The 24,721-nt window shown below is 44.9% G+C and carries 24 protein-coding genes; 3 read left to right on the top strand and 21 right to left on the bottom strand.

The features are described 5' to 3' along the window. Window positions 1-51 precede the first annotated feature (51 nt). The 5 genes from hemN to HKI82_RS15615 form a co-directional block, all read right to left on the bottom strand. Window positions 52-1,440, bottom strand: a complete 1,389-nt coding sequence (gene hemN / locus HKI82_RS15635) for an oxygen-independent coproporphyrinogen III oxidase (protein ID WP_171138490.1) — start codon at window positions 1,438-1,440, stop codon at window positions 52-54. A gap of 153 nt (window positions 1,441-1,593) precedes the next feature. Continuing rightward, window positions 1,594-2,082 carry a DUF2489 domain-containing protein gene (locus tag HKI82_RS15630; protein ID WP_171138489.1) on the bottom strand — a complete coding sequence of 163 codons (489 nt, stop codon included), beginning with the start codon at window positions 2,080-2,082 and terminating at the stop codon, window positions 1,594-1,596. A 9-nt stretch (window positions 2,083-2,091) separates the two neighbouring features. After that, entirely contained in the window at window positions 2,092-2,673 is a 582-nt protein-coding gene (gene yihI / locus HKI82_RS15625) for a Der GTPase-activating protein YihI (RefSeq protein ID WP_171138488.1), read from the bottom strand. After that, a complete protein-coding gene (locus HKI82_RS15620; protein ID WP_042487961.1) occupies window positions 2,673-3,326 on the bottom strand; it encodes a class I SAM-dependent methyltransferase in 654 nt (217 codons plus the stop codon). The genes yihI and HKI82_RS15620 overlap by 1 nt, the downstream gene beginning before the upstream one ends. Before the next feature lie 750 nt (window positions 3,327-4,076). After that, window positions 4,077-4,694, bottom strand: coding sequence for a c-type cytochrome (locus tag HKI82_RS15615; protein WP_102941502.1), 618 nt, complete (start codon window positions 4,692-4,694; stop codon window positions 4,077-4,079). A gap of 135 nt (window positions 4,695-4,829) precedes the next feature. Here HKI82_RS15615 and yihA point away from each other — a divergent pair, with 135 nt between their 5' ends. Then, complete coding sequence (yihA, locus tag HKI82_RS15610; RefSeq protein WP_102941501.1) at window positions 4,830-5,510, top strand: ribosome biogenesis GTP-binding protein YihA/YsxC; 681 nt, start codon at window positions 4,830-4,832, stop codon at window positions 5,508-5,510. A gap of 464 nt (window positions 5,511-5,974) precedes the next feature. Here the strand turns inward: yihA and spfP are convergent, their stop codons facing one another. From spfP to hemB, 4 genes are all read right to left on the bottom strand, one after another. Continuing rightward, complete coding sequence (gene spfP, locus HKI82_RS20725) at window positions 5,975-6,022, bottom strand: small protein SpfP (RefSeq protein ID WP_438356636.1); 48 nt, start codon at window positions 6,020-6,022, stop codon at window positions 5,975-5,977. Between the two features lie 196 nt (window positions 6,023-6,218). Beyond that, the gene (gene polA / locus HKI82_RS15605) at window positions 6,219-9,017 is read right to left on the bottom strand and encodes a DNA polymerase I (protein WP_171138487.1); all 2,799 of its coding nucleotides are present in this window, start codon (window positions 9,015-9,017) and stop codon (window positions 6,219-6,221) included. Between the two features lie 767 nt (window positions 9,018-9,784). Next, window positions 9,785-10,222 (bottom strand): GNAT family N-acetyltransferase, encoded by a 438-nt coding sequence (locus tag HKI82_RS15600; protein ID WP_171138486.1) that lies wholly within the window; start codon window positions 10,220-10,222, stop codon window positions 9,785-9,787. 91 nt (window positions 10,223-10,313) lie between these two features. Continuing rightward, the gene (gene hemB / locus HKI82_RS15595) at window positions 10,314-11,351 is read right to left on the bottom strand and encodes a porphobilinogen synthase (protein WP_171138485.1); all 1,038 of its coding nucleotides are present in this window, start codon (window positions 11,349-11,351) and stop codon (window positions 10,314-10,316) included. 231 nt (window positions 11,352-11,582) lie between these two features. Between hemB and HKI82_RS15590 the strand changes: the two genes are divergently transcribed. Then, a complete protein-coding gene (locus HKI82_RS15590) occupies window positions 11,583-12,344 on the top strand; it encodes a TatD family hydrolase (protein ID WP_171138484.1) in 762 nt (253 codons plus the stop codon). Between the two features lie 81 nt (window positions 12,345-12,425). On the opposite strand, the gene HKI82_RS15585 is transcribed toward HKI82_RS15590, so the two are convergent. From HKI82_RS15585 to rmuC, 9 genes are all read right to left on the bottom strand, one after another. Continuing rightward, entirely contained in the window at window positions 12,426-13,004 is a 579-nt protein-coding gene (locus HKI82_RS15585) for a cytochrome b/b6 domain-containing protein (RefSeq protein ID WP_171138483.1), read from the bottom strand. Window positions 13,005-13,007: 3 nt separating this feature from the next. Then, window positions 13,008-14,597: a tetrathionate reductase family octaheme c-type cytochrome gene (locus tag HKI82_RS15580; RefSeq protein ID WP_171138482.1), complete on the bottom strand. Its 1,590-nt coding sequence runs from the start codon at window positions 14,595-14,597 to the stop codon at window positions 13,008-13,010. 232 nt (window positions 14,598-14,829) lie between these two features. After that, on the bottom strand, window positions 14,830-15,579 hold the full coding sequence (tatC, locus tag HKI82_RS15575) for a twin-arginine translocase subunit TatC (RefSeq protein WP_171138481.1): 750 nt from the start codon (window positions 15,577-15,579) through the stop codon (window positions 14,830-14,832). 80 nt (window positions 15,580-15,659) lie between these two features. After that, window positions 15,660-16,115: a Sec-independent protein translocase protein TatB gene (gene tatB, locus HKI82_RS15570; protein WP_171138480.1), complete on the bottom strand. Its 456-nt coding sequence runs from the start codon at window positions 16,113-16,115 to the stop codon at window positions 15,660-15,662. Window positions 16,116-16,118: 3 nt separating this feature from the next. Further along, window positions 16,119-16,364, bottom strand: coding sequence for a Sec-independent protein translocase subunit TatA (gene tatA, locus HKI82_RS15565; protein WP_102941613.1), 246 nt, complete (start codon window positions 16,362-16,364; stop codon window positions 16,119-16,121). Between the two features lie 37 nt (window positions 16,365-16,401). Next, window positions 16,402-18,036: a ubiquinone biosynthesis regulatory protein kinase UbiB gene (gene ubiB, locus HKI82_RS15560; protein ID WP_171138479.1), complete on the bottom strand. Its 1,635-nt coding sequence runs from the start codon at window positions 18,034-18,036 to the stop codon at window positions 16,402-16,404. Between the two features lie 3 nt (window positions 18,037-18,039). Continuing rightward, entirely contained in the window at window positions 18,040-18,672 is a 633-nt protein-coding gene (locus HKI82_RS15555) for a ubiquinone biosynthesis accessory factor UbiJ (RefSeq protein WP_042487916.1), read from the bottom strand. A 9-nt stretch (window positions 18,673-18,681) separates the two neighbouring features. Then, window positions 18,682-19,467, bottom strand: a complete 786-nt coding sequence (gene ubiE, locus HKI82_RS15550) for a bifunctional demethylmenaquinone methyltransferase/2-methoxy-6-polyprenyl-1,4-benzoquinol methylase UbiE (RefSeq protein ID WP_102941492.1) — start codon at window positions 19,465-19,467, stop codon at window positions 18,682-18,684. Between the two features lie 143 nt (window positions 19,468-19,610). After that, window positions 19,611-21,143 carry a DNA recombination protein RmuC gene (gene rmuC / locus HKI82_RS15545; protein WP_171138538.1) on the bottom strand — a complete coding sequence of 511 codons (1,533 nt, stop codon included), beginning with the start codon at window positions 21,141-21,143 and terminating at the stop codon, window positions 19,611-19,613. Between the two features lie 158 nt (window positions 21,144-21,301). Here rmuC and HKI82_RS15540 point away from each other — a divergent pair, with 158 nt between their 5' ends. Then, the gene (locus HKI82_RS15540; protein ID WP_102941491.1) at window positions 21,302-22,201 is read left to right on the top strand and encodes a DMT family transporter; all 900 of its coding nucleotides are present in this window, start codon (window positions 21,302-21,304) and stop codon (window positions 22,199-22,201) included. A gap of 51 nt (window positions 22,202-22,252) precedes the next feature. Here the strand turns inward: HKI82_RS15540 and HKI82_RS15535 are convergent, their stop codons facing one another. The 3 genes from HKI82_RS15535 to HKI82_RS15525 all read right to left on the bottom strand — a co-directional run bounded on the left by HKI82_RS15535 (window position 22,253) and on the right by HKI82_RS15525 (window position 24,696). Beyond that, window positions 22,253-23,077 (bottom strand): HDOD domain-containing protein, encoded by an 825-nt coding sequence (locus tag HKI82_RS15535; RefSeq protein ID WP_102941490.1) that lies wholly within the window; start codon window positions 23,075-23,077, stop codon window positions 22,253-22,255. Window positions 23,078-23,260: 183 nt separating this feature from the next. Then, window positions 23,261-24,100 (bottom strand): arabinose operon transcriptional regulator AraC, encoded by an 840-nt coding sequence (gene araC, locus HKI82_RS15530; protein ID WP_102941489.1) that lies wholly within the window; start codon window positions 24,098-24,100, stop codon window positions 23,261-23,263. 65 nt (window positions 24,101-24,165) lie between these two features. After that, window positions 24,166-24,696: a hypothetical protein gene (locus HKI82_RS15525; protein WP_102941488.1), complete on the bottom strand. Its 531-nt coding sequence runs from the start codon at window positions 24,694-24,696 to the stop codon at window positions 24,166-24,168. Between the last annotated feature and the right edge of the window lie 25 nt (window positions 24,697-24,721).

Here is a 24,721-nt window from a genome sequence, read left to right as displayed (position 1 = left end):
GCAACTAAGCTGGCTTTTATTTTGTTCTCTGTTCGTCGATTTATCTATTCGCTAAATCACGCGTGAGAATTGCTGCTGGCGAGCACGTTGACGCAGATACTTGTCAAAACACATACAGATATTACGAATCAGCAAACGGCCACGAAGTGTAACTTCAATATACTGATCATCCACCACAACCAGTTGGTCATCAATGAAGGTCTGAAGCAACGCTAAATCATGCTTAAAGAATTGGTGGAATCGAACACCAAACTGCTGCTCAATAATTCGCTTATCCAGTTTGAAGTTACAAATCAGCTGCTTAATCACTTCACGGCGTAGCAAGTCATCACTATCTAAACTCACACCTTTCCACAAGGCATGTCGCATCTCATTCACTTGCTCGTAGTACTTTTTCAGCTCTTTTTGATTCTGCGCGTAAGCGTCGCCAATCATTGAGATAGCTGAAACACCAAAGCCAACCAAATCACATTCACCTTGGGTGGTATAACCTTGGAAGTTACGATGCAAAACACCCTTACGCTGAGCAATCGCCAGTTCATCATCCGGCAACGCGAAATGGTCCATACCGATGAACTGGTAGCCCGCTTCGGTTAAGGTTGAAATCGAGTGCTGCAGAATCGCCATCTTTTCATCGGCTGACGGCAAATCGGCATCTTTGATTTTACGTTGCGCAGCAAATAGCTGCGGCATGTGTGCGTAGTTGAACACTGACAAGCGCCCCGGTTTCATCTCCAGAACTTTTTCGAGTGTCTGGCTAAACGTCTCTAATGTTTGCTTAGGCAAACCGTAAATCAAATCTAGGTTGGTAGAACGGAAACCTAACTGCTTAGCGCGCTCAACAAGCTGTACGATGAACTCTTCGTCTTGCTCACGGTTAACGAGCGCCTGAACTTCTTTATTGAAATCTTGAACACCGATACTCAGACGGTTAAAGCCTTCACTTCTCAAGTGGTCAAGAACACTCAATTCAATTTCACGCGGATCGACTTCAATACTGATTTCCGCATCATCTTCAAAGAAGAATTCGCTACGCAGTAGCGTCATCAGGCGTGTTATTTGTTTATTGCTCAAGAAAGTCGGAGTACCGCCACCAAAGTGCAACTGAGTAACGCGACGACCTTGCAGCAATGAAGCGCGTTGCTGAATCTCGTGAGTCAGAATGTCCAGATACTCATCCGCTTTGTGCGAATGGCGAGTAATTACTTTGTTACAACCACAGTAGTAGCAAAGCTTGTGACAAAACGGGATATGAACGTAAAGCGACAGCGGTCGCTCTGGGTACTGTGCACATGCCCTATCGTAATCTGCAATGGTAAAAGCTTCATGAAACTCTACCGCAGTAGGATAAGACGTGTAGCGAGGCCCAGAGTAGTTGTACTTGTCTAAAACAGCCTGATCCCAAACGATCTGCTGGCTCGGTACGACTTGCGACGACATAGTGACTCTTTCCGTTATTTAGGGTCTTTTGACCTAGTATCAATAGGTGTATTTTGCCACACGACAAGAAAAGCGGCGGGCAGCAAAATTAAATTTAGCGACAAAATGTTCGAATCTGCTAGCTCGATCACTTACTAGCAGATGAACGATTTATCACACCATTTGAATGGCAATTTGATTATTCAGTGGCTGAACACGTTTTTTCAACGCGTGCAGTTCTTCAATGATGGCGTCATTCAAGCGGCCTTCAGCCTTCTGACGAGTGAGATTTTGTTTCATGCGCTCTTGTTTCGCCATTTCCTGACGAGCTTCGCCACGAGGCATATCTTTAACGATATGATACAGCTCAGAGATCGCAGGGTATTCAGCTTCGAAATCGACGCGGTCTTCGCCTTGCACATAATCCATGATGCAGTAAACGCGAATACTGATCTCAGAAAGGTCACATTGTCCCTGAATACCTGCCATGCACAATACATTCACACTTTCGAAAATGTTCGCATTGCGCTTTTCAATAGCCAGAGACTGATGTTGCTGCTGCAACACTTTTTGCTTTTTCAGTTGCAGCAGAAGGTAGCCAGCATAAGATGCCAGACCAACAATGATCGCAGCGCCAACTATTACTAATAGGGTTACGTTCATTGAAAATCCTTAGCCTTTATAATCGTTTAAATCGAGGTTTTCGAAATCAGACAGGTAATCATCATCTGATTTTGGCTGACGTTTAGTCGCTTTCGCCGCTGGTTGTTTGCTAGCAGAAAGTTGCTCTTCTTCGTCTTGCTCGTCTTCAACATCAAGCTCTTCTTCGTAGATGCCCAACTGCTTCATCAACATTTCAATACGGTCTAATTTCTCATCCACGTATTTTTGCAGACCAGCACCCAGCTTCTCGCCGTTGTCGATACGGTCCAACAATACGTTTAGTTGAGCATCATTCTCTAGCATTTCCAGCTCTTTCTCAGCCGAAATACGACGCTCTTGTTTTGTTGGTTTCTTAGTATCAACAATCAAAGGAATCTTTTTCTTGCTGCCAAGACGAGGGTCACGAGCTTGCGCTGCCGCTCTCTCCGATTGCTGCTTGCCTTCAGAGTGACGGTTACCGCTTTTCAATCCTTTGTGCTTCTTCGCTTTCTTGCGTTCACGACCTTCAACGTCGTCATTCTTACGGTTATGTTTACGTGCGAAAACGAGATCGCCGTTAATACCTGTTTTAGTTTTCTTTTCTCTAGACATTACTGGGGTTTCCTCAGCAAAATTACATCGTTGCCTATAAATTCAAGTTCGAGCTTATCTCGCTCAGCCAAAAACTGGAATGTGGCGCGACTAAAGAAGATCACATGTGTGAGGTCATTCTTGTAGTGCCAACTAGCAAAAGCATCTCTGTCTTTTACCATTTTGGTCATTAGACCAATCCAGCCTCCGGGTTTAACCAAATTCAACCATTGCTGCCACACCGTATCTGGGTGATGTAAGTGCTCTATCACCTCTGTAGCAGTCATAAAATCGTATTCTGTCTGTAGCGCCTGTTCATTTGGATGAAAGAAGATATCGTACAAAGCCACGTCGTGTCCTGCTTCTTCTAACATCAAAGAGAGTGTTGGTCCGGGACCACAGCCAAAATCTAACCCTTTCGAATCTGGAGCCAGTCTTTCAAGCATAGGATCACATACACGAGATAAAAAGCGACGATAGCCTGCGTCGTTTGGATCGTTTTCATGTAAGTCATAAAACGCTTTTTCACGCTCAGCACTTAGACGGTGCTGCGGGTTTACAAATACCAACTGACATGTCTGACATTGAAGATACTCTCGATGTTTATCTTCAAAATATGCATCGGTTTTATCGCCATTGCATAAAGGGCAGCGACATTGAGGGCAGTTGTGCATTTCGGCATCCTTTAACGGGGGATGCGAAACATACCAGAAACTGACGCTAGAGTGGAGACTCGACGAACATTTTTTCAACAATTTAGTTAAAAATAAAAAAAGCGATAGGGTTACCTATCGCTTTCTAAGTCGCCACGTATGTGACAAAAAGTGGGTCGTACCGATTCGGTACACCAATATTCCATTTGTTTTTAATGCTTTCCATGCCAAAAAGTGTGTTTTGTCATCATCCTGATGAATTTTGGCCTTCCCTCTTATTGCTACCTTTTATAGCAAGTGTTACTTCCTGTAGCAAAGCGGTCCTTTGCTCGATCCTTTACACTGTCTTACCTTTAGACGAAGTGACCATCCTTATCCCAATAAGCATCCTACTTATTGTCTGTCCCTTACCGGAATGCAAGCTATCCCTACCTGCTCCTTGGAGACCTTCATGGTCTGAGTTCCTCTGTCAGCATCTTGCCGACACCAGAACTTTACGCCTATCAAGCGTGTAAACAATGGATCTAGCTCTAATTTTTAAGCCAATTTTATCAACCTTAATCAAGCTTCATACAAATCAATCAGTTAAGAATTAGTTAACAATAAGATAAGCAGTCAGTATGGCAAATGTCTCACAAGGTCATCAGCCATTTCTGATAATGAACCTTTATGGAACCATGATTAGAGAAGAAAATTTAGCCCTAAAACGCAACAACCCCGAAGCGGACTTCAGGGTTGTTTACAACATTGCTCGAACTTGGCTAGGCTTCGTTAGTGCAGACCACCAACATATTTAGACAAAATTTCGATGTCAGCATCAGTTAACTTCTTAGCAACATCACGCATCATAGCGTTCATGTCATTACCACGAGAATCATCGCGGAATTTCATCAGCTGAGCTTTAACATAATCAGCATGCTGACCAGAAATTTTAGGGAACCCTGAAAGTTCTGTACCATTACCACGTGGACCATGACATGCGATACATGCTGTTAGACCACGAGAGGCGTCACCCGCTGTATATAGTGCTTTACCCGTGCTTACTACATCTTCAGGTGTAGAGTTAGAAGAGATAGGGAGTGAAGAGAAGTAAGCGGCCAAGTCAGACATGTCTTCGTCGCTAAGTGGCATCGCCATAGCGCTCATTACAGGGTCGTAACGGCCTTGTTTACCAGCACTCGTCGCACCAAGTTTGAGATCTTTTAGCTGCTTCTCAATATACTTAGCGTGTTGGCCAGCAAGTTTAGGGTAAGTTGTAATTAGACTGTTGCCATCAGCACCGTGACAGGCAACACACGTTTCGGATTTTGCTTTGCCAGCTTCTATGCTGCCTTGGGCCCATACGGAGCAGCTGGCTAAAAGACTCAATATTAGCGCTAATTTATTCATGACATTCCATTTATAATAATCAAGCTTCCAGTACCACTGTGGTACAATTGGCGACCTTATGCCGAGCACGGTTATTTTACACAATTTCACAAAAAAGTAATCAATCGACTACACAAAGTCGAGATGGAGTTAACAGTGAGCGTAAAAATTCATTATCAAAACACGCATTTCATTACCAGTGCACCAGACATTCGCCATCTTCCAGCTGACGAAGGTATCGAAATTGCGTTTGCAGGACGCTCAAATGCTGGCAAATCTAGTTCTCTCAATCGATTAACCAATCAGAAGAGCCTAGCAAAAACCAGTAAAACCCCAGGACGAACTCAGTTAATTAACTTGTTTAAAGTGACCGAAGGTTGCCACATTGTTGACTTACCGGGCTATGGTTTTGCTCAAGTTCCACTAGAAATGAAGAAGAAGTGGCAACAATCGTTAGGTGAGTACTTACAAAAGCGCCAATGCCTGAAGGGTTTGGTGGTTTTGATGGATATTCGTCACCCAATGAAAGATCTCGACCAACAACTCATTGTTTGGGCGGTTGAGTGTGGCATCCCAGTTCAGGTACTACTTACTAAAGCGGACAAGCTAAAGAGTGGCGCACGTAAAGCGCAAATTCTGAAAATCCGTAATGATGCGAAAGAGTTTGGTGGCGACGTAAGTGTTGACGGCTTCTCTTCATTGAGCGGTATCGGCGTTGATATTCTGCGCGCTAAGCTTGATGCTTGGTTTGCACCAGCACTTGCTGAACAATTGGTTGAAGAAGTACTTGAAGACCAACAGCAAGATGCTGAAGAAGAACAAGCTAAAGAAGAATAAATAGAAGGATTTTACCTTCTCAGAAACATGAGCCCTGCCAATTGGTGGGGCTTTTTGCTATTAAAAAGTGGCAGATACAAAAATCCCCACCTAAGTGGGGGAATGGAGAGAATAAAACCTAATCGTTATTGTTATGCGGTTTAGCATTCCCCAATCTCCTAGTAAAAACAATATGCCTTGATCACGAAAAACCCCTCCCACATCAGCCTCACTTTATTTTTATTAAATATCAGATAGTTACAAAACCATTTGTAGAATCATTACTCTAAAAATAATCATTAATCATGCTGATATAAAATTACGAAACTGACATTAGAATTCACGAAAACACAGTGTGGGTGTCGACAGTAAAAGAAGAAAAGCTCAGAAGATTTTTGGTAAAAGAAAGGCAACTTACGAGAAGAAAAGGTTTTGTAGCGCACAAGAAAAAACGCCCCAGTCAAAAGGAGACTGGGGCGGCTGAATCAGCCTAATCCAATAACGTGAAACAAAAGGTCTGAAAGATAGAACATCTTACCTCTGTACCCTACGAAAGTTAATGTACAACAATTGGTCAGAAATGAAAACCACTTTTGTAATTTTTTTTCATTAAGTTTTTATTAAGCTACATAAACATTTGAAATGCGTTTATTTTTTTATAGGTAAAAATAAAGCCAGCATTTGTGCGCTGGCTCATGTTTATCTCGTGTTTTGGACGATTCAGTGTGATTAGTGTGCCTGATCCCAGTTGTCACCATGCCCTGCTTCGGCAACCAGTGGCACTTTAAGTTCAGCGGCAGATTCCATCAATTGTCGTACTTTACTTTCAATTTCGGATAAAGCTGACTCTTCAACCTCAAACACCAATTCATCGTGCACTTGCATCAGCAGTTTCACTCGACCATCACCCTCTTGGCGAATCCATTCATCAACCAGCAACATGGCTTTCTTGATGATGTCCGCAGCGGTTCCTTGCATTGGCGCGTTGATCGCTGCACGTTCCGCAGCTTTACGACGCATACCGTTACGAGACTTGATTTCCGGTAAGTGAAGACGACGACCAAAAATTGTTTCAACATAGCCCTGTTCAGAAGCCGCACTGCGTGTATCTTCCATATATTGCATCACGCCAGGGTAGCGTTCGAAGTATCTGTCCATATAGGTTTGTGCTTCACCACGTGGAATGCCCAGTTGTTTAGCCAGACCAAATGCACTCATACCGTAGATCAAACCGAAGTTAACCGCTTTCGCTCGGCGACGCTGTTCACTGCTAACCTGATCAATACTAACGCCCAAGATCTCAGCAGCCGTTGCCGCATGGATATCTTTACCTTGCTGGAACGCTTCCAACAGTGCTTTGTCACCTGAAAGATGCGCCATAATTCGCAGTTCGATTTGCGAGTAGTCGACAGCCATAATTTTCCAGCCATGCGGAGCAATAAACGCTTGGCGAATACGGCGACCTTCCTCGTTACGAATTGGAATGTTCTGTAAGTTTGGATCGGTTGAAGATAAACGACCTGTTGCCGTTACCGCCTGATGATAAGAGGTATGCACTCGCCCAGTTGTTGGGTTAATCATCTTAGGTAGTTTGTCGGTGTAAGTCGATTTCAGCTTCGCCAAACCTCGATATTCCAAAATGACTGCTGGTAGCGGGTAATCCAATGCTAACTCTTGCAGCACTTCCTCGTTGGTTGATGGTGTGCCTGAAGGCGTTTTCTTCACAGCCGGAAGCTTCATCTGATCGAACAGAATGGTTTGCAGCTGTTTTGGTGAGCTTAAGTTGAACTCTTGCCCTGCAATTTCAAACGCTTTTTTCTCTAACTCATCAAGGCGCAGAGCAATTTCTTGTGATTGAGTACCAAGCAGCATGTCATTAATCAACACGCCTGTTCGTTCGATGCGCGAAATCACAGGAACCAGTGGCATTTCAATATCACGGTAGATAGAAAGCAGTTTTTCATCTTGCTCAATTAACGGCCACAAGCGATTGTGGAGACAAAGAGTCACATCCGCATCTTCTGCTGCGTATGGCGCCGCTTGCTCTAAATCGATTTGATTGAAAGTCAGCTGGTTTTTACCTTTGCCCGCAACTTGCTCAAACGAAATACAGCTGTGCTGCATAAAGCGAAGTGCCAAGCTGTCCATATCGTGCTTACCGCCCACACTGTTGTAGACGTAAGAGGCCAACATAGTGTCGTGCGCAATACCCCTCATCTCAATACCATAACGAGCAAGTACGCTCGCATCGTATTTCAGGTTCTGGCCAACTTTATGTTTTGACTCATCTTCTAAAATCGGTTTTAGCTGCTCAATTACCCATTCACGACTGAGCTGCTCTGGTGCATCAAGATAGTCATGAGCAACCGGAACATATGCAGCCTCACCTTCCGCCACAGCAAACGACACGCCCACTAAGTTAGCAACCATGTAGTCTAGGCTGTCCGTTTCAGTGTCAAATGCAAACAGCTCTGCAGTTTGGAGCTTATCCAGCCACGCTTTAAACGTTTCTTGATCGAGAATGGTTTGATACTGACTGCGGTCGATTTTTACTGCTGAGGTATCAGCTTGAAGTGCGACACTCGCTGCAGACGCTGTGGATGCGGTATCGCCGCTCTTTTCAACGGCTTCAACAACACCTGATCCGCCCTCTAGCAATTCAGATAACCAAGATTTGAATGCCATTTTGCCGTACAGCTCAATCAGAGCATCACGATCCGGTGTTTGTTTATGCAGAGATTCAGGGGTATTTTCTAGCTCAACATCAAGCTTAATGGTTGCCAACTTGTAAGACATGTACGCGTTTTCGCGATTATCTTCGAGTTTCTGAGCCATGGTTTTAGAACCACGGAAACCTAAGTCAGCAATCTTATCTAAGTTCTCATAGAGCGCATCCAGACCGCCGATGCCTTGCAGCAGTGCCGTTGCGGTTTTGTCACCCACACCCGGTACACCAGGAATGTTATCGACCTTATCACCCATCAGCGCGAGGTAATCAATAATCAGCTCTGGTGGAATGCCAAACTTCTCAATCACGCCTTCTCTGTCCATCACCACATTCGTCATGGTGTTGATAAGAGTGACGTTATCGTCCACCAACTGAGCCATATCTTTATCACCCGTACTAATCAGTACTGGCATTCCCGCTTGTGACGCCTGATAAGCCAAGGTTCCGATCACATCGTCCGCTTCCACACCTTCAACAGATAGCAGTGGCAAACCCATTGCGCGAATAATGTTGTGTAGCGGCTCAATCTGACAACGCAGGTCATCCGGCATTGGCGGACGATGAGCCTTATATTCTGGAAACATGTCATCACGGAACGTTTTGCCTTTGGCATCAAAAATAACGGCAATACGATCCGAAGCAAATTGGCGCATCATAGAACGGACCATATTCACTACACCGTAAACAGCGTTAGTTGGAATATCCCCATTACTCATGGTGCCTGGATAAGCGTGGAATGCGCGATATAAATAAGAAGAACCGTCGATCAAAATTAACGGATTATCAGGAATGCGAGCCATAGTGTTGCTAGTCCAATGAGAAACAATTGGCGACTAGGATGCCACGACTGTGTTCAGGATTCTATGTTACCTTGCAGACTCAAGTTCACGCTTTCGTCTAATTACTCACCAACATACAAACCATTCTGTGGATAACTCTGTTCATAGATTTTATCCACTGGTTATTAAAGTGTAAAAAACAGCGACAAAACATTATATAATTAATTGTTTTTTAAAATAAAAATAAAAGATCCAAGTTTTAAAATACGATCATCCTCCGATCATCAATTGTGGAAAAGACACTCGGTGTCCTTTTAGTCACCTTGAGATCTGGATCCAAAATGAATGATGAATTTTCATACTCTGACACAGAATTCTTACAAAAGAGGATTTTTCTGACGGTGAGAAATCTGGTTAATCACTGAAAATAAAAACTTGTTACTATACATCCCGTACCAAACAGAAAAATATAAGAGCGTAGCCTCGCCAGAGAGGTGCGGTGGATAAGTGGCATAAAAAAAGCGACATCGTTTGATGTCGCCTAGCAATATAAGGTCAGCCTGAAATAAAACGTTCAGCACTACCGAAAAGCTTAAAATTACACTGGAAGCAATGTGAGCAATGTCGTGTCAAAAAGAATAGGTTCGTTCATTCAGCTGTTCATTCTTTGCAATTAAACAAGTTTAAAAAGCAAGTCACTCACATCCTTATGAAATTCACTCATTCCCTAAGACAAAGTTAATAATAATGATTCTCATTTATCTGTCAACACTAAATGAGAAAAAATCTCATTTATTTTTTAACTGCTTCACAAAGTGGATACGGCTTTCCAATAGCGGCTCATACGGCTCAAAGTTCTCAATCAGGTAGTTATTCCTTAATAGCAGCCTTAACATGGTTGGAAACTGATTACGCGATTTAACCTTAAGCTGTTGATATCCTTGATCAACAACCCAAGATTCCTGCACATCTAATAGCTTTTGAGCCAACCCCAAATTGCGAGCTTTAGGAGAAACACCACCAAACCAACTGTAGAAAGTATCTGAATCTAGCTCATAACCGATTTTGAAACCTAATATTTGGCCTTGTTGCTCTGCAACCAGAATCAAATGGCGCTTACCTTCTAATCGCTGAGCTAAGCTTTGTTCGTTTTCTTTAACAATGAACTCATCAATTTCAGTCACCACGGCTACAACTTCAGACAAACTGCCTTCACGTATCTTCATTATTGTTTCCTTAAATTGAGTTCAAAAAGAAAAGGCTGGTCAATGGCCAGCCTTTAGTGACTTGTTCGTTTTCTGGTTTATTTTAGGGGCTTTACTTTAGAAACTGAGCTGCTCGCGCATTTTCTTCAGCCAGCCACTGCGCCACATCTTTAGCAAAGTAAGTCAAAATGCCGTCCGCGCCCGCGCGCTTAAAGCACAGTAGAGATTCCATCACTGTTTCTTTCTCTGACAACCAGCCATTGAGAATCGCAGCTTTGTGCATCGCGTATTCGCCAGAAACTTGGTATGCGAAGGTTGGAACTTGCAGTTCCGTCTTCACGCGGCGAACGATATCCAAATATGGCATACCCGGTTTCACCATCACCATATCCGCACCTTCATTCACATCCATCGCCACTTCATGAATCGCTTCATCGCTGTTCGCAGGATCCATCTGGTAGTTCTTCTTGTTACCACCTTTCAGATTGCTCGCAGAGCCGACTGCATCACGGAACGGGCCGTAATAACAAGAAGCGTATTTTGCTGAGTAAGCCATGATTTGAGTATGAATGTGACCAGCTTCTTCTAGCGCTTCACGGATTTTGCCAATACGACCGTCCATCATGTCTGATGGAGCAACCACATCAGCCCCCGCTTCAGCATGAGAAAGCGCTTGTTTGATCAGTACTTCTGTCGTCTCATCATTCATCACATAGCCGGTTTCATCGATAATGCCGTCTTGTCCGTGAGTAGTATAAGGGTCTAAGGCTACATCGGTGATCACGCCCATTTGCGGAACGTGTTCTTTCAACAAACGAACGGCGCGCTGAACCAAACCATCAGGGTTGTAAGCTTCCGCAGCGTCTAAACTTTTTGCATCTTGATTAACCACAGGGAACAGAGCGATAGCAGGAACACCAAGGTTTGCTAGATACAACGCTTCTTCCAACAATAGATCGATAGACAGACGTTCAATTCCCGGCATAGATTCAATCGCTTCACGGCGATCTTTGCCCATCAAAACAAACATCGGGTAAATCAGGTCATTTACCGAAAGTTTGTTTTCGGCCACTAGGCGACGAGAAAAATCGTGTTTACGTATACGGCGTAGACGACGACCTGGGAACTGGCCTTGGATGGATACTGACACTCTACTCTCCTTCTTGGTCTGTCTGATTCAAAGTTCAGACTTTATTTGATGTGTAGATTCCCATTCAGACAGAAAGCTCTCATAGAAAAGCACTTCAGGTGGAACAGGTTCAGGCGAAATCATATCACTCTCAAACTCTGGTGCTAGAGCCTTTAAGTAAAAATACAAAAAATGACCCGATGCTCACACTCACGTATACTGCCCGCAAACAGAATTTAGCGAGACAACACCATGATTGATACCCATGCCCATATCTATGCCAGCGAATTTGACCAAGACAGAGATGCCGTTGTTCAACGCGCCTTAGAACAAGGTATCAACCAAATCTTGTTGCCAAATATCGACTTAGATTCCATCGAACCTATGCTGGCAACAGAAGCCGCCTATCCTGAGGTTTGCCGTTCTATGATGGGGCTTCACCCTTGTTATGTAGACGCTAACGTAAATCAGACTCTGGAAACTATTCGCGCATGGTTCGATAAACACAATTTCATCGCTGTGGGTGAAATTGGTATCGACCTCTACTGGGATAAAACCTATCGCGCAGAACAAGAAATGGCGTTTGTCACTCAGCTTAACTGGGCGAAAGAGATGGACCTTCCTGTGGTGATACACACCCGAGACTCCATTGAGGAAACCTTAGCCTTACTGCGTAAAGAGCAAGATGGTTCACTGCGTGGCGTGTTCCACTGCTTTGGTGGCAGTGTAGAAGAAGCGAAAGCGATCAACGATTTGGGCTTTCATCTTGGCTTAGGTGGTGTTTCTACTTTTAAAAATGGTGGCATGGATCAGGTGATTCCTCATCTCGACCTTAACTACGTGATTTTAGAAACCGACTGCCCTTACCTTGCGCCGGTTCCTCATCGTGGAAAACGCAATGAACCGGCTTACACCCAACTCGTCGCGAAACGAGTCGCAGAGCTTCGTGAGATGACCATTGAAGAAGTAGACACTCTCACCACGTTGAATGCCAAAAAGCTATTCAACCTTTAGTAAAAACAAAGCCCCCTAATCTTTTAAGGGGGCTTTCTCATAGTGAGCCAAGAGTTAGAGTTTTATTCCTTTCACTTTAGATTAATGTTCCTCCTCGTAGCCAGTAATCATAGTTTTGATATGACTGGTGGGCGTCGGCCCTGTGGTGGTCATGTAAATATGCCCAATCAAGAACACCACAAATAAAAACGCCACCAACAAATGCATCCCCGATAATGTGCCCAAAGGAATGACTTCAATACCGAAAGGGTGAAGCAATAACAGAGCACCAGAAACCCAAATCAATGGCGCTAATATCAGCTTAAAACCCAGATAGAAAAAGCGCTGCAAAGGATTGTGCTTTCTCTCTGGTGTCGCCTGATACGGATGTGGCTGCCCTAGAAAAATACCTCGCACATAGAAACGCACCACATCAGAAAGTTTGTCGGTCGTTGGCATATATTGCCGCCATTCCCCTGTCGTGAAATGCCAGAAAATGGCAAACAACCAAAGCACAATCAATGTCACTGCACACAACTCATGCCACAACAAAGCATCTTCGAAACCTAACCACTGGTAAGAGCCATGAATTTCAAATCCGGTCGCTATCATTGCGATAATCAGTAAGCTTTGCGCCCAATGCCAGAAGCGTTCAAAGCGTTTATAAACCATATGACGCATAACCTACTCCTTACCTTGCGGATGACGCGAGAATAACCTTAACAAGCCATGTATTACGGCTGCCAACACAGTCAGAGCAACCAACCACCACAAATACTGACTAATCCCACCAAGGGCATCATCACGACCAGGAATATAGAAACCAGCAATTTTCGCCATTCGCCCATCTTTGCTATGGCAGTCCTGACATTCCAATGCTTTCTCTGCTGGAGCCACCATATGGGTGATCGGGAAGTGATAATCGGTATCGACAAACGCCATCTCACCGCCAAACTCTAATCCACTCGCCGCCATACCTGCTGTAGCAGCCGCAGCCCAATCATAAGATTTCCAATAAGCTGAACTATCTTTACCGAACAAGTGTGGTGTTATCATCAGTTGATTTTTCACATCATAAGGCTGCTTGCCTTTCATCACTTTGAACGGCCAGATGCGAGTGCCTTCTTCACCACAAGTTCCCTGAACTTTGGTCAGTTCAATCACACCATCGGCATTAGGCTGAACCTTCTCACCCACAGTGGTGTAATCAATCTCGCCATTGAAACAGGCATATTCAGGAACCACGTTTTTCTCCCAGACGAAATCCCCTTTTTTCGGATCGTAAAGTGGATTGCCCCACTCATCTTTGGTCATTGGCCGTTTCTTGTCGCCAGCAGTAGACCAATCCCAGAAGGTTTTCGTCGCTTTTTCACGGGCAAATTCTGGAATATGGCATGTCTGACAAGCGACATTTTCTGCATGCTGATTGAGGCGAATCGCTTCGCGTGAGCCTTGATGTGGCTGTGCACTATGACAAGACTCACAAGTCGCACGATTCATGTCTGTGTGTCCGGGAATATCGATACCGGAGGTATCTTTCGCATTCATGGAATAACGCGATCCCTGGGTGATGTGAGCGCTGGTTGTATGACAGTCCTGACACTTCAAATTCGCACCCTCTTTGGCAAGGTGCACATCGAGTTCAGGCGAGGCGGTATTAAGACTTGAATCCATATCGCCGTGTTTGACGGCATCACCACCACCACCAAAGAAATGACAACTACCGCAGTTCTTTACTTCTGGCGTAGCAACACTTTTGGCAGATTGTGCCAAATCAACCGCAGGGAGAATTTTCCCTGAGCCAACAGGCCATTCAGTATCGACATAATTAGGATGACCGGCTGCGGTAGGGAATTTTCGGTATTGACCGGATTGATCATGGCAGACCAAACAGTCGATACTCTCTTGTTTGGTGAAATCAAATTGGTCGTCTTTCCAGCCATAGCCTGTATGGCAGCTTGTACAGCGAGGCTCATTGGAAGCAGTAGAAATGCAGAAGTTATTGACGACGTTTTTCTTGCCGTAAATCTCATCTGAACTGAGCTGTTCATGCTCCCACGTCCAGTGGGTTGAAGCCTGAATCTGTTCACCCGCTTCGGTATGGCATTCCAAACACGCTTTTGTCACTTCCTGAGCTTTGTTAAAAGGCCCGTTCAGTTGTTCAAAGGTTTGGTGATCAGCCGTTGACGCATAAGCCCATGACGTAGTTACGGTGAAAAACACCGTAAGTAACAGCAATAACACCGAGTTGTGTCTAATCGTTATAGTTTTCATTCCGAACATACCTTCCTGGTAAATTAGAATTCGCTTATATAATTAGACAAAAGAATTTCAAATGCGAAAGCAGATCGCAGCACAATTGTTTTAAATCAAACTATTGTGCAAAAAATCATCAACAACGCATCAAATCGTAAAACTGTGATGGCTATAGAATTTGCTCAGCCAGCGGGCACAAAAAAGGAGCTTATGCTCCTTTTCATTTCGATATTCACTACGGCTTATCGGCCTATTCTTCCACTTCCTCTTCATCCGCTTCTTTCTTAGTGTAGAAACGAGCAAAGATAAGTCCGACTTCAAACAGCAAGCACATAGGCACAGCCAATAAGGTCTGTGAAATCATATCCGGCGGCGTAAGCAGCATGCCGACAATAAAGGCTGCCACTATGATGTACGGGCGCTTAGCTGCCAGAGCCTTAGGTGTGGTTGCCCCTGTCCAGCAAAGCAAGCAGATGGCGACGGGTACTTCAAACGCGATACCAAACGCCAAGAACAGTGCTAAGACGAAATCAAGATAATTGGCAATGTCGGTTGCGATTTCCACACCACCCAATGCAATAGCGGTAAAGAAACCAAACACCAGCGGAAATACCACGAAGTAAGCGAAAGCGACACCGCAGTAAAACAAGAGAGAGCTGGAAAACAGCAGAGGGAAAATTAAGCGGCGTTCATGTTTATACAAACCCGGAGCCACAAATGCCCATACCTGATAAAGGATATAAGGCACAGAAAGAAACACAGCAACAATCAGAGTCAGTTTAAGTGGCGTAAAGAACGGTGAAGCAACATCGGTTGCGATCATCGTCGCGCCTTCCGGCAGACGTTCCACCAGCGGCTTGGAGACAAACTCGTAAATGTCACCGGAGAAATAGATCAAAGCAAGAAACACAACCAGCACGCCCGCGATACTGTGCAATAAGCGGTTGCGTAGCTCAAGAAGGTGACTAATTAAAGGCTGCGTCTGTTCTACAGAAGACATTGGAACCTCATGTGACAGCTCATATAACTGAGATCATAAAACAGAAAATGAAGAGCAACGTGTGCTCTTCATTTGATGGCTTATTCGGCTTTCTTGTCTGCCGATTTGAGCTCTTCCTCAGTTGGCTGAGTTTGAGCTTGCGCAGTAACATTTATCGTTTCTGAACCCTTGATTGATTCTGAAACATCCATAGTTTCTGCGCTCGTTGCGGCTGAATTATCCGCTGTTTGCGTATTGTTCGATGCAGCATAAGGACGCTGAACATCTTGCGCCGCTTGCTTTAGCTTATCGACCGACTCTTGAAGTTCAGGTGAAAGATTTTTCATGCCCATTTGCTCAGCTTTGCGCAAGTTTTCTTGTAACTCTTGCACTTTCAGCTCATGAGCCAGCTCATCTTTCACACTGTTCGCCATGCTTTTCGCCGCACCAATAAACTTGGTCACGCTGCGAATAGCATGTGGCAAACGTTCAGGACCTAATACAACTAAAGCAACAACAGAGATTAATACCAGCTCCCAAAAACCGATATCGAACACTCTTTACGCCTGCTCTTTGTCTTTTTTGGTTTCAGTTGAAGCAGCTGTTTTTTGTTGCTCCAAGTTCTTTGGTTCAAAGTCAGCGTCTTTGCTTGCTTCAGATTTATCTTCATCTTCAGCCATCGCTTTCTTGAAGCCTTTAACTGCACCGCCTAAATCACTGCCAATACCACGAAGCTTCTTTGTACCAAACAATAGAATCACGATAACTGCAATAATCAATAATTGTGGCCAACTTATCCCCATAATTATCCCCTCTGGTAATATGCTAATAATATAAAAACACTTAGTGGCGATATGTTCGCCAGCTAAACAGCCAAGAAAGAACACCCGTGACTCCGCTGCTCACAGCAAGATGTTCATAACCATTTGTAACCAATATTGCCGAGCATACGACTAATGTGGCGCCAATACCAAATAAAAACTTGCCTGTAGCCTGCTGACGCTTTGTTTCTCGATACCCTTGGTAAAGCTGATCAATACGCTGATTCATCACTTTACCTTGGCGCAAACTGTCGTATAGCAGCTCTGGTAATTCAGGTAATTTTTCTGCCCAGAATGGCGCACGCTCTTTCACTGCATTGATGACAGCTTGCGGCCCCACTTGGTTCATCATCCATTTTTCTAGGAAAGGTTTTGCCGTCTGCCACAAATCGAGTTGCGGATAAAGCTGGCGACCAAGCCCTTCAACATAAAGCAGAGTTTTCTGCAGCAATACCAATTGTGGCTGAACTTCCATATTGAATCGGCGTGCTGTATTGAACAGGTTCAACAGCACGTGACCAAAGGAAATTTCACAAAGAGGTTTTGCAAAAATAGGTTCACAGACGATACGAATTGCGACTTCAAACTCATCAATATTGGTATCGTGAGGTACCCAGCCAGAATCAACGTGCAGCTCAGCAACTTTGCGGTAATCTCGGTTAAAGAATGCCAAGAAGTTTTCGGCTAAATAACGTTTATCTTCGCTGTTGAGTGTGCCTACGATGCCACAGTCCAAGCCAATCCACTGTGGATTTTCTGGATGTTCAGGGTTCACAAACACGTTGCCCGGATGCATGTCGGCATGGAAGAAACTATCGCGGAACACCTGTGTGAAAAACACGCTCACTCCGCGTTCAGCTAACAGCTTCATATTGGTGCCGTTTGCTCGCAAACGTTCTACGTCGGAAACCTGAATGCCGTATATTCGCTCAGAAACCATGACAGTTTCATTACTCAAATCGCTAATTATTTCAGGAACGTAAAGTTCTTCACTGTCTTCGAAGTTACGACGCAAGCGAATCGCGTTGGCCGCTTCTCTGCGTAAATCCAGCTCATCGATCAGCGTTTTTTCGTACTCTCGTACCACTTCGACAGGCTTGAGACGCTTCGTCTCCGGAGTCGCTTTGGCAACAATACGCGCCATGCGATACATCAGCTTAATATCGGCATCAATCACAGGGCGAATATCAGGACGAATCACTTTTAGAACGATCTCTCGGCCGTTTTCTTTTAGTTTCGCGGTGTGTACCTGAGCAATAGAAGCTGATGCTAGCGGTTCGATATCAAAATCGTCAAACCACGTTTCTAAACTGCCGCCGAGCGTTTTTTCCATCTGCTGTTTGGCGAGTTTACCGTCAAATGGCGCAACCTTGTCTTGCAGCAGCGCAAGCTGATCGGCGATATGTGGCGGGAACAGATCACGGCGAGTCGACATCATCTGACCAAACTTAATCCACACTGGTCCCAACTCTTGCAGCGCAAGACGCAGACGTTCACCTAACGGCTTATCACTGTGCTGATTACGAATCCAAAACAGCGACTTACGCAACAATCGTGGTGCTTTTGCTAACTGATGATCAGGAAGAAATTCATCCAGCCCATATTCGAGCTGAACTTTGATAATTCTATATAGGCGCTTAAGTTCTGAAGGCGTCATACGTTATTTGGCAACCTCAGCGTTTTCCTTGCTTATTTTCTCTAGCAGTGCCGCTAGCTTTGCTTCTAAACGTGCAGCCTGACTTTTCACGTCATCGACTTGATCGCAGAAATACGCAATCTCTAATGGCGCAGGAGCAATTCGCCACTCTTCAGTCAGCACTTGAGCCAGATGGTTCTGATGCTTGTTAAACTGAGAAGTCAGCAAAGAGCCAACGTTTTTCGCCCCCTGAACCACAGTGTGAGCCACCACATCACCAGTGACTCGTGACAGCCACTCTTCAATGTCAGGTTTGCAATCTGTCATCAATTGAGAAAATTTCTGAGCTAGTTGGATATCACCTTCCAACACCAACTTATCTTGTTTGATAAGTTTAGTGATATTGGCTTGTTCACGCAGTTCAGGCAGTACAGAAAGATGCAATGACAAGTAACAGTCTGGCTTGCCTTCATAATTTGCCAGTACATCGATCTGTTGGCTAAACACAAACGTTAGTGTCTTATTTAGCTCTTTGAGATGCACTTGAATCACTTGCCCCTTAAGGCGTGCGAGACGACGACCCAAGTTAGGGTCGTCTTTAATCAGGGTATTCAGAGAGGTTTCTATCACCGCGGTGACAAGAGGTTCAAACGGCATAAGCGGTCCTTAGAATTTGTAACCGCGGTGCAGTGCGACGATACCACCAGTCAGGTTGTAGTAGCTTGCTTGCTCGAAGCCTGCTTCAACCATCATACCTTTTAAGGTTTCTTGGTCTGGGTGCATACGAATTGATTCTGCTAAATAACGGTAGCTGTCTGCATCGTTAGCAATCAGTTCACCCATTTTTGGCAGGATGTGGAACGAATAGGCATCATAAATTTTAGAAAGCGGATCTAAAACAGGTTTAGAAAACTCAAGCACTAACAGACGACCACCCGGTTTCAGAACACGGTACATTGAACGCAGTGCTTTATCTTTATCTGTTACGTTACGCAGACAGAAGCTGATAGTAATGCAGTCAAAATGGTTATCTGGGAACGGCAGTTCTTCCGCGTTCGCTTGTACGAAATCAATGTTGCCGACAATGCCGCGGTCACGCAGTTTATCGCGGCCCACATTTAGCATTGAGTTATTGATGTCCGCCAGAATAACGTGGCCTTTATCGCCAACGATACGAGAGAACTTCGCAGCTAGGTCACCAGTACCGCCACCAAGATCGAGAATTTTTTGTCCCGGACGTGCGCCTGAGCAATCAATCGTAAAACGCTTCCATAGTCGATGAACGCCACCCGACATTAAGTCATTCATGATGTCGTATTTCGCTGCTACTGAGTGAAACACCTGAGCTACTTTGGTTGCTTTTTCTTCTTTACGAACGGTTTCGAAACCGAAATGCGTTGTTTCTTGATCTGTCATTGCTGTATTCGTTTGCACGCTACTACTGTCCGTCATCGTTTCTATCCGTCATCGTGGTCGCTACTGCGCCCGCCATCATTCGTTTCTTTTCAATTTGGTTGCTATGCAGCGCACTCTTGGTTTGAGAACTTTTCTGCTGAAAAAGGCGCTCAAAAAAGTGACTAAACTGCCGCGGGCAATCAGTTTACTTTATCCTCTCCTTGATGTCTTTCTACTAAAGGGGCATTTTCATAATCTTCGCCAATTTGTGCCTTTTCCGCCCACTGAGAATGGATAGAACGTTTCACTTCAACCCCAAGCTGCTTAAAGCTTTCTGCCTGACTGATAGCATTTCCGCGACCAGTGACAAGCTTGTTCATCGCACCCTGATAATTTTGGTTGGCTCTGTCTAACGCAGACCCCAATCCTTCCATATCATCAACGAACAGACGTAGCTTGTCGTAGAGCTTGCTGGCACGCTCGGCAATGAGACGAGCATTTTGGTTCTGGCGATCATTGCGCCATAGGTTATCAATGGTACGCAGCGCCACCAGCAATGTGGTTGGACTGACAAGAATAATGTTTTGCTCCATCGCATCTTTCACCAAGCTTGGATCAGCCTGAATCGCGACTTGGAATGCAGGTTCAACCGGAATAAACATCAGCACATAATCGAGGCTCTCAATTCCGCGCAGCTGATGGTAGTCTTTCTGGCTTAAACCTTTGATGTGATTACGAAGTGCAAGCAAGTGATCGCGCAAAGCAGCATCACGCTCTTCATCGGTTTCAGCATGGAAGTATCGCTCATAAGCCACCAGCGCCATTTTCGAATCCACCACCACTTGCTTATCTTGTGGCAGATGAACAATCACATCCGGCTGATAACGCTTGCCCATATCATTTTGCAAACTAACCTGAGTTTCGTACTCATGGCCTTCACGCAAGCCTGATTCAGCAAGCACACGAGCGAGAACCACTTCCCCCCAGTTGCCTTGCTGCTTGTTGTCGCCTTTTAGTGCCTGAGTAAGGTTCAACGCTTCTTTTGCCATCTGTTCATTGAGACTTTGCAAATTGCGCAGCTCATGCACTAAGGTGTGACGCTCTTTGGCTTCGTTGTTGAAGTTGTCATTCACCTGCTTACGGAAACCTTCTAACTGCTCTTTAAGCGGGCTCAACAGACTATCAAGGCTCTGTTTGTTCTGTTGTTCCACTTTTGCTGCCTTGTCTTCAAACACTTGGTTAGCAAGGTGTTCAAATTGCTGTTTCAGGCGTTCTTCGGCGGTTTCCAACAAACGTAATTTTTCTGCGCAGGATTCTAGCTGCTGCTGATGACGCGCTTCTTGCTCACGCAGCTGAACATCAAGCTGCGCTTTTAGCTCGCGTAAGTGGTTCAACTCATCGTTGTACTGATCTCGTTCCAGCTTCACGGCATCGAAATAACGCAGTTTTTCCATTGCTGCCATCAGTTTGCCGTGCAGTTGTTTTAGCTCGTACTCTGCCTTATCACGCTCTTGATCCAGCTCTTCCAACTCACCCAAACTGTTGTTCAAGCTTACCTTCAGTTGCTCAATTTGCTGTTGATACCAGCGAGCGTCATTAATAATTTGCTGATCAAGCAGTTGGGTTCTGACCTGCATTTTTTGCTTAACCCAAAGCCCAATCACGCTCCCAGAGATAATCGCACTCGCGAGTGCAGGAGCCCAAAGCAGTATGTTGTTGATAATCCATTGCATCATAAAGGTTTACTTCGTCTAGTCGTGACTTAAGTCTGTTGACAAAAATGGTATTTCCATACTGGATAAATGTCCAGTTTGTGGCGCATTTATTCCACCGTTAGACTAGCCAAATAACGTCAAATCCAAACAACAGCAAATAAAGTTAGGGAAAACAAATGAACGAGCGTCGCGCATTAGGGCTAGGACTGTCCGCAGTTCTGCTTTGGTCCACCGTTGCCACAGCTTTTAAACTCACTCTGGCAGAATTCACGCCGATTCAAATGCTCACTATCGCAAGTATTGTCTCAGCACTGGCTTTATTCATTATTTGCGCCCTAAGAGGTCATCTAAATCTGATCGCCAGCACCTTTTTTGCTAACCCTTGGTACTACTTGCTTCTAGGGCTGATTAACCCTCTGGCTTACTATTTAATTCTATTTAAAGCGTATGCGTTACTTCCAGCTTCGCAAGCTCAGTCAATAAATTATAGCTGGGCAATCACTTTAACGTTGATGGCGGCGGTTTTCTTGGGTCAGACTATCAGAAAGCAAGATTGGCTCGCCTGTGTACTCAGTTACTTAGGCGTTATTGTGATAGCAACCAAAGGCGATATTCTCGGTTTGAAATTCGACAGCCCATTGGGTGTTGGGTTAGCACTGCTTTCCACATTGCTTTGGGCGGGATATTGGATACTCAATACCAAGAACCAAGCTGAACCGGTTGTCGGCGTGCTGCTGGGCTTTCTTGTTGCTATCCCGTTTGCCATTGGATTGAACGTCTACGAAGGCGCACCATGGAGCCAAATTACCATTAAAGGTTGGGCCGCTGTGACCTACGTGGGATTATTCGAAATGGGAATTACCTTTGTACTTTGGCTTAGCGCATTAAAGAGCACCAACAATACCGCGCGCATCAGTAACCTAATTTTTGCCTCGCCGTTTATTTCATTGATCCTGCTTGCGACCATCATAGGTGAAGAAATTCATCCTTCGACATTAATCGGCTTAGTGCTAATCATCATTGGTTTGATAGTGCAGCAACTGAAGCTTTCCAAAAAGCTCGCGCCTTCTACCTAAAAAAGTCAAAGCCCACGCTGTTGCATGGGCTGTTTAAGCGATTGTGACTGACTAAAAAAGTTGGTGTGCTAGCTCCACGCCTTGCCCGCGAACTCTGTCTATTTCCACGTACACATCCGGCGACAACGCCAGAGCTTTAGCAGCGGGATGACGAGTAAGAAACGCACGCTTTTCTCGTTCATCGAACAATGAGTCCCAACGCTTATGGATTTCACGAGCCAAAAGTAGAACACAGGCTAATCGCTTAGCTTCTGTAGCCTTGCCCGGATGATTCACATTTTCTATCGCATCCGCCATATCAGATGGGAACTGCCATTCGCGAGCTAGCCTAGCACCAAGTTCTTGAGCATCGGTATCAAGCAGCTCTTTTTGCACTGCAACCAACTCTTCACCATGCTCTACCCGATATTTTATTTGCGAAGCGATATCAGGCTCCAAAGCATGAATCATAAGTTCACCGATATTGTGCAGCACTCCGGTCGTAAAAGCTTCATTCGGGTCTAAACGTGCCGCCTTCGCCAGTTTGCTGGCAATCATGGCAATTTCAAAAGTATTGGCCCAATAGTCTTTGATATTGAGGGTGGCGAGTTTAGGGAAAACACCAGACACAACCGAGGAAGAGACCAGAGTTCGCACCGCACCACTGCCGACACGAATGATCGCTTCGTTAATCGTTGAAACACCATGCGCGCCACCAAACTGGGCTGAATTTGCCATCCGCAAAACTCGAGCGCTAAGCACTTGGTCCATCGACATCTTACGTGAAAGCTCACTGAAGTTGAGGTTCTCACTGTTCACCATATTCAGTAGCTCTTGTTGAATACTTTCAATACGAGGTAATTCATTAAAACGAGAGAGCAAGGCTTCTTGATTCATTCTGGCTACTCCTTTTGCCAACTAACAAATCAACTATAGTTTAGAAATAATCATTGTTGAAAATGCCATGTGCTTTGCAGCTAAAGCTGGAATCTAGCTCAAGATACTTGCTCTCATCATTGTTATTTAGCCAGTAACAAAACAAAGCCGGAGAAGGTCTCCGGCTTTGTTTGAGATAATTTATCAGGTGATTTTCTCTCGATACAGCTTCGGGCTGACACCCGCTTTGCGCTTAAATACGCGAGAGAAATAAAGGGGATCGGAATAGCCGACTATTCGACCAATGTGGTTAACTGAATAGTGAGTAGTCACTAACAATTGCTTCGCACGGCTAATACGTTGGTCATCGCGCCATTGGGTAATGGTCATCTTCATCTCATCACGGAACAGATGCCCTAAGCGAGATGGCGATAAACAGGTATGTGCAGCAATTTCCTCAAGCGTGAAATCCTGATTGAGGTTTTGTGTCATGTAGTTAATCGCCTGAATGATGCGTGGATCGAGTGGCTTACTGACCACATCCGGCTGCACCGATTTACAGCGAATCAGCAGCTGTTCAAGCAAGTTAATCGCCAAATCGTCCCGATAAGGTAAATCCGATTTCGCGGTGTATTCGATATCGACAAACAAGCTTTCAATGTGCTCGATGTCCTGCGCAGACAAGCCGCTAGTGACATAAACCCCATTACGCTCTTCCTGCCAGTTTAACCAGTCATTCCAAAATGCACGCGGCCGGAAATACACCCAACGGTGAAACCATGAAGCGTTGTCTTCTTTGCGGCGGTAATAATGGGCGGCGCTAGGGGGAAACAGGAGTAAGTCTCCAGCTTTAACATGAAACTCATGTTCACCGGAAAAAATGGTGCCTTCACCTTTGCTGGTGATATTGATGATGTACCCTTTCATGCCGTTTGGACGATCGATGGTGTAGTCGAGCTCGTCACCTTCGATAATAGGAGTGAGACCCGCGACTAAATGCGCATCAAAGTCATACCCCGGCTTGAGTGGATCTGTGTTTTGCATAGACCAACAATCATTAGAATTTTTTCTAGTGTATGTTGAGCCCGGAAGTATTGCGATTTTCGACATCACATTTTATCTAATACGATCCACTGAGTCGCTGAAAAAGCTTCGCGAAACAGGTCTGGTTTAATGGAGTGACGAATAGATTCACTAGGAAGACCATGACGACAGCGTTGCCAATCCGGTTGTTCTGATTGTGGCGGTTGAACGTTTTCCACACTATCCAGCGGCACTATCTCATGTCTAATGTCTAAACGTGTTGGAATACTATTGCGCGCCAAATACTCAATCACCACTGCTTTATCGTGAAAGTAGTAGTTCATATTGACGGATAACTTGTCGACATGATGTAGCTGACACCACTGCTCTATTCGATCATGGCGATGACGAAACTTCCACTGAGCCTGCGATACATCCAGTAACTCACCATTGTTAATCAGTTCCAGCTTACCTTGATACAACACAGTATCGTCAAAAAGTAGCTCAAACTTAGTTGAACACTGACCAGCAACACGCAGTGTCCAACGGTTATAATGAATATCAAACGGACTGAGAGTATCAAAGCCCTGCTCTAGTTTAGATTCGTCAACCGCCATAATTACCTCTACAACTTCTCCCTCA

The sequence above is a fragment of the Vibrio plantisponsor genome (assembly GCF_013041605.1).
Classification (GTDB): domain Bacteria; phylum Pseudomonadota; class Gammaproteobacteria; order Enterobacterales; family Vibrionaceae; genus Vibrio; species Vibrio plantisponsor.
The sequence above is the reverse complement of the archived record's forward strand: the minus strand, read 5'-3'. Positions and strand labels throughout refer to the sequence as shown.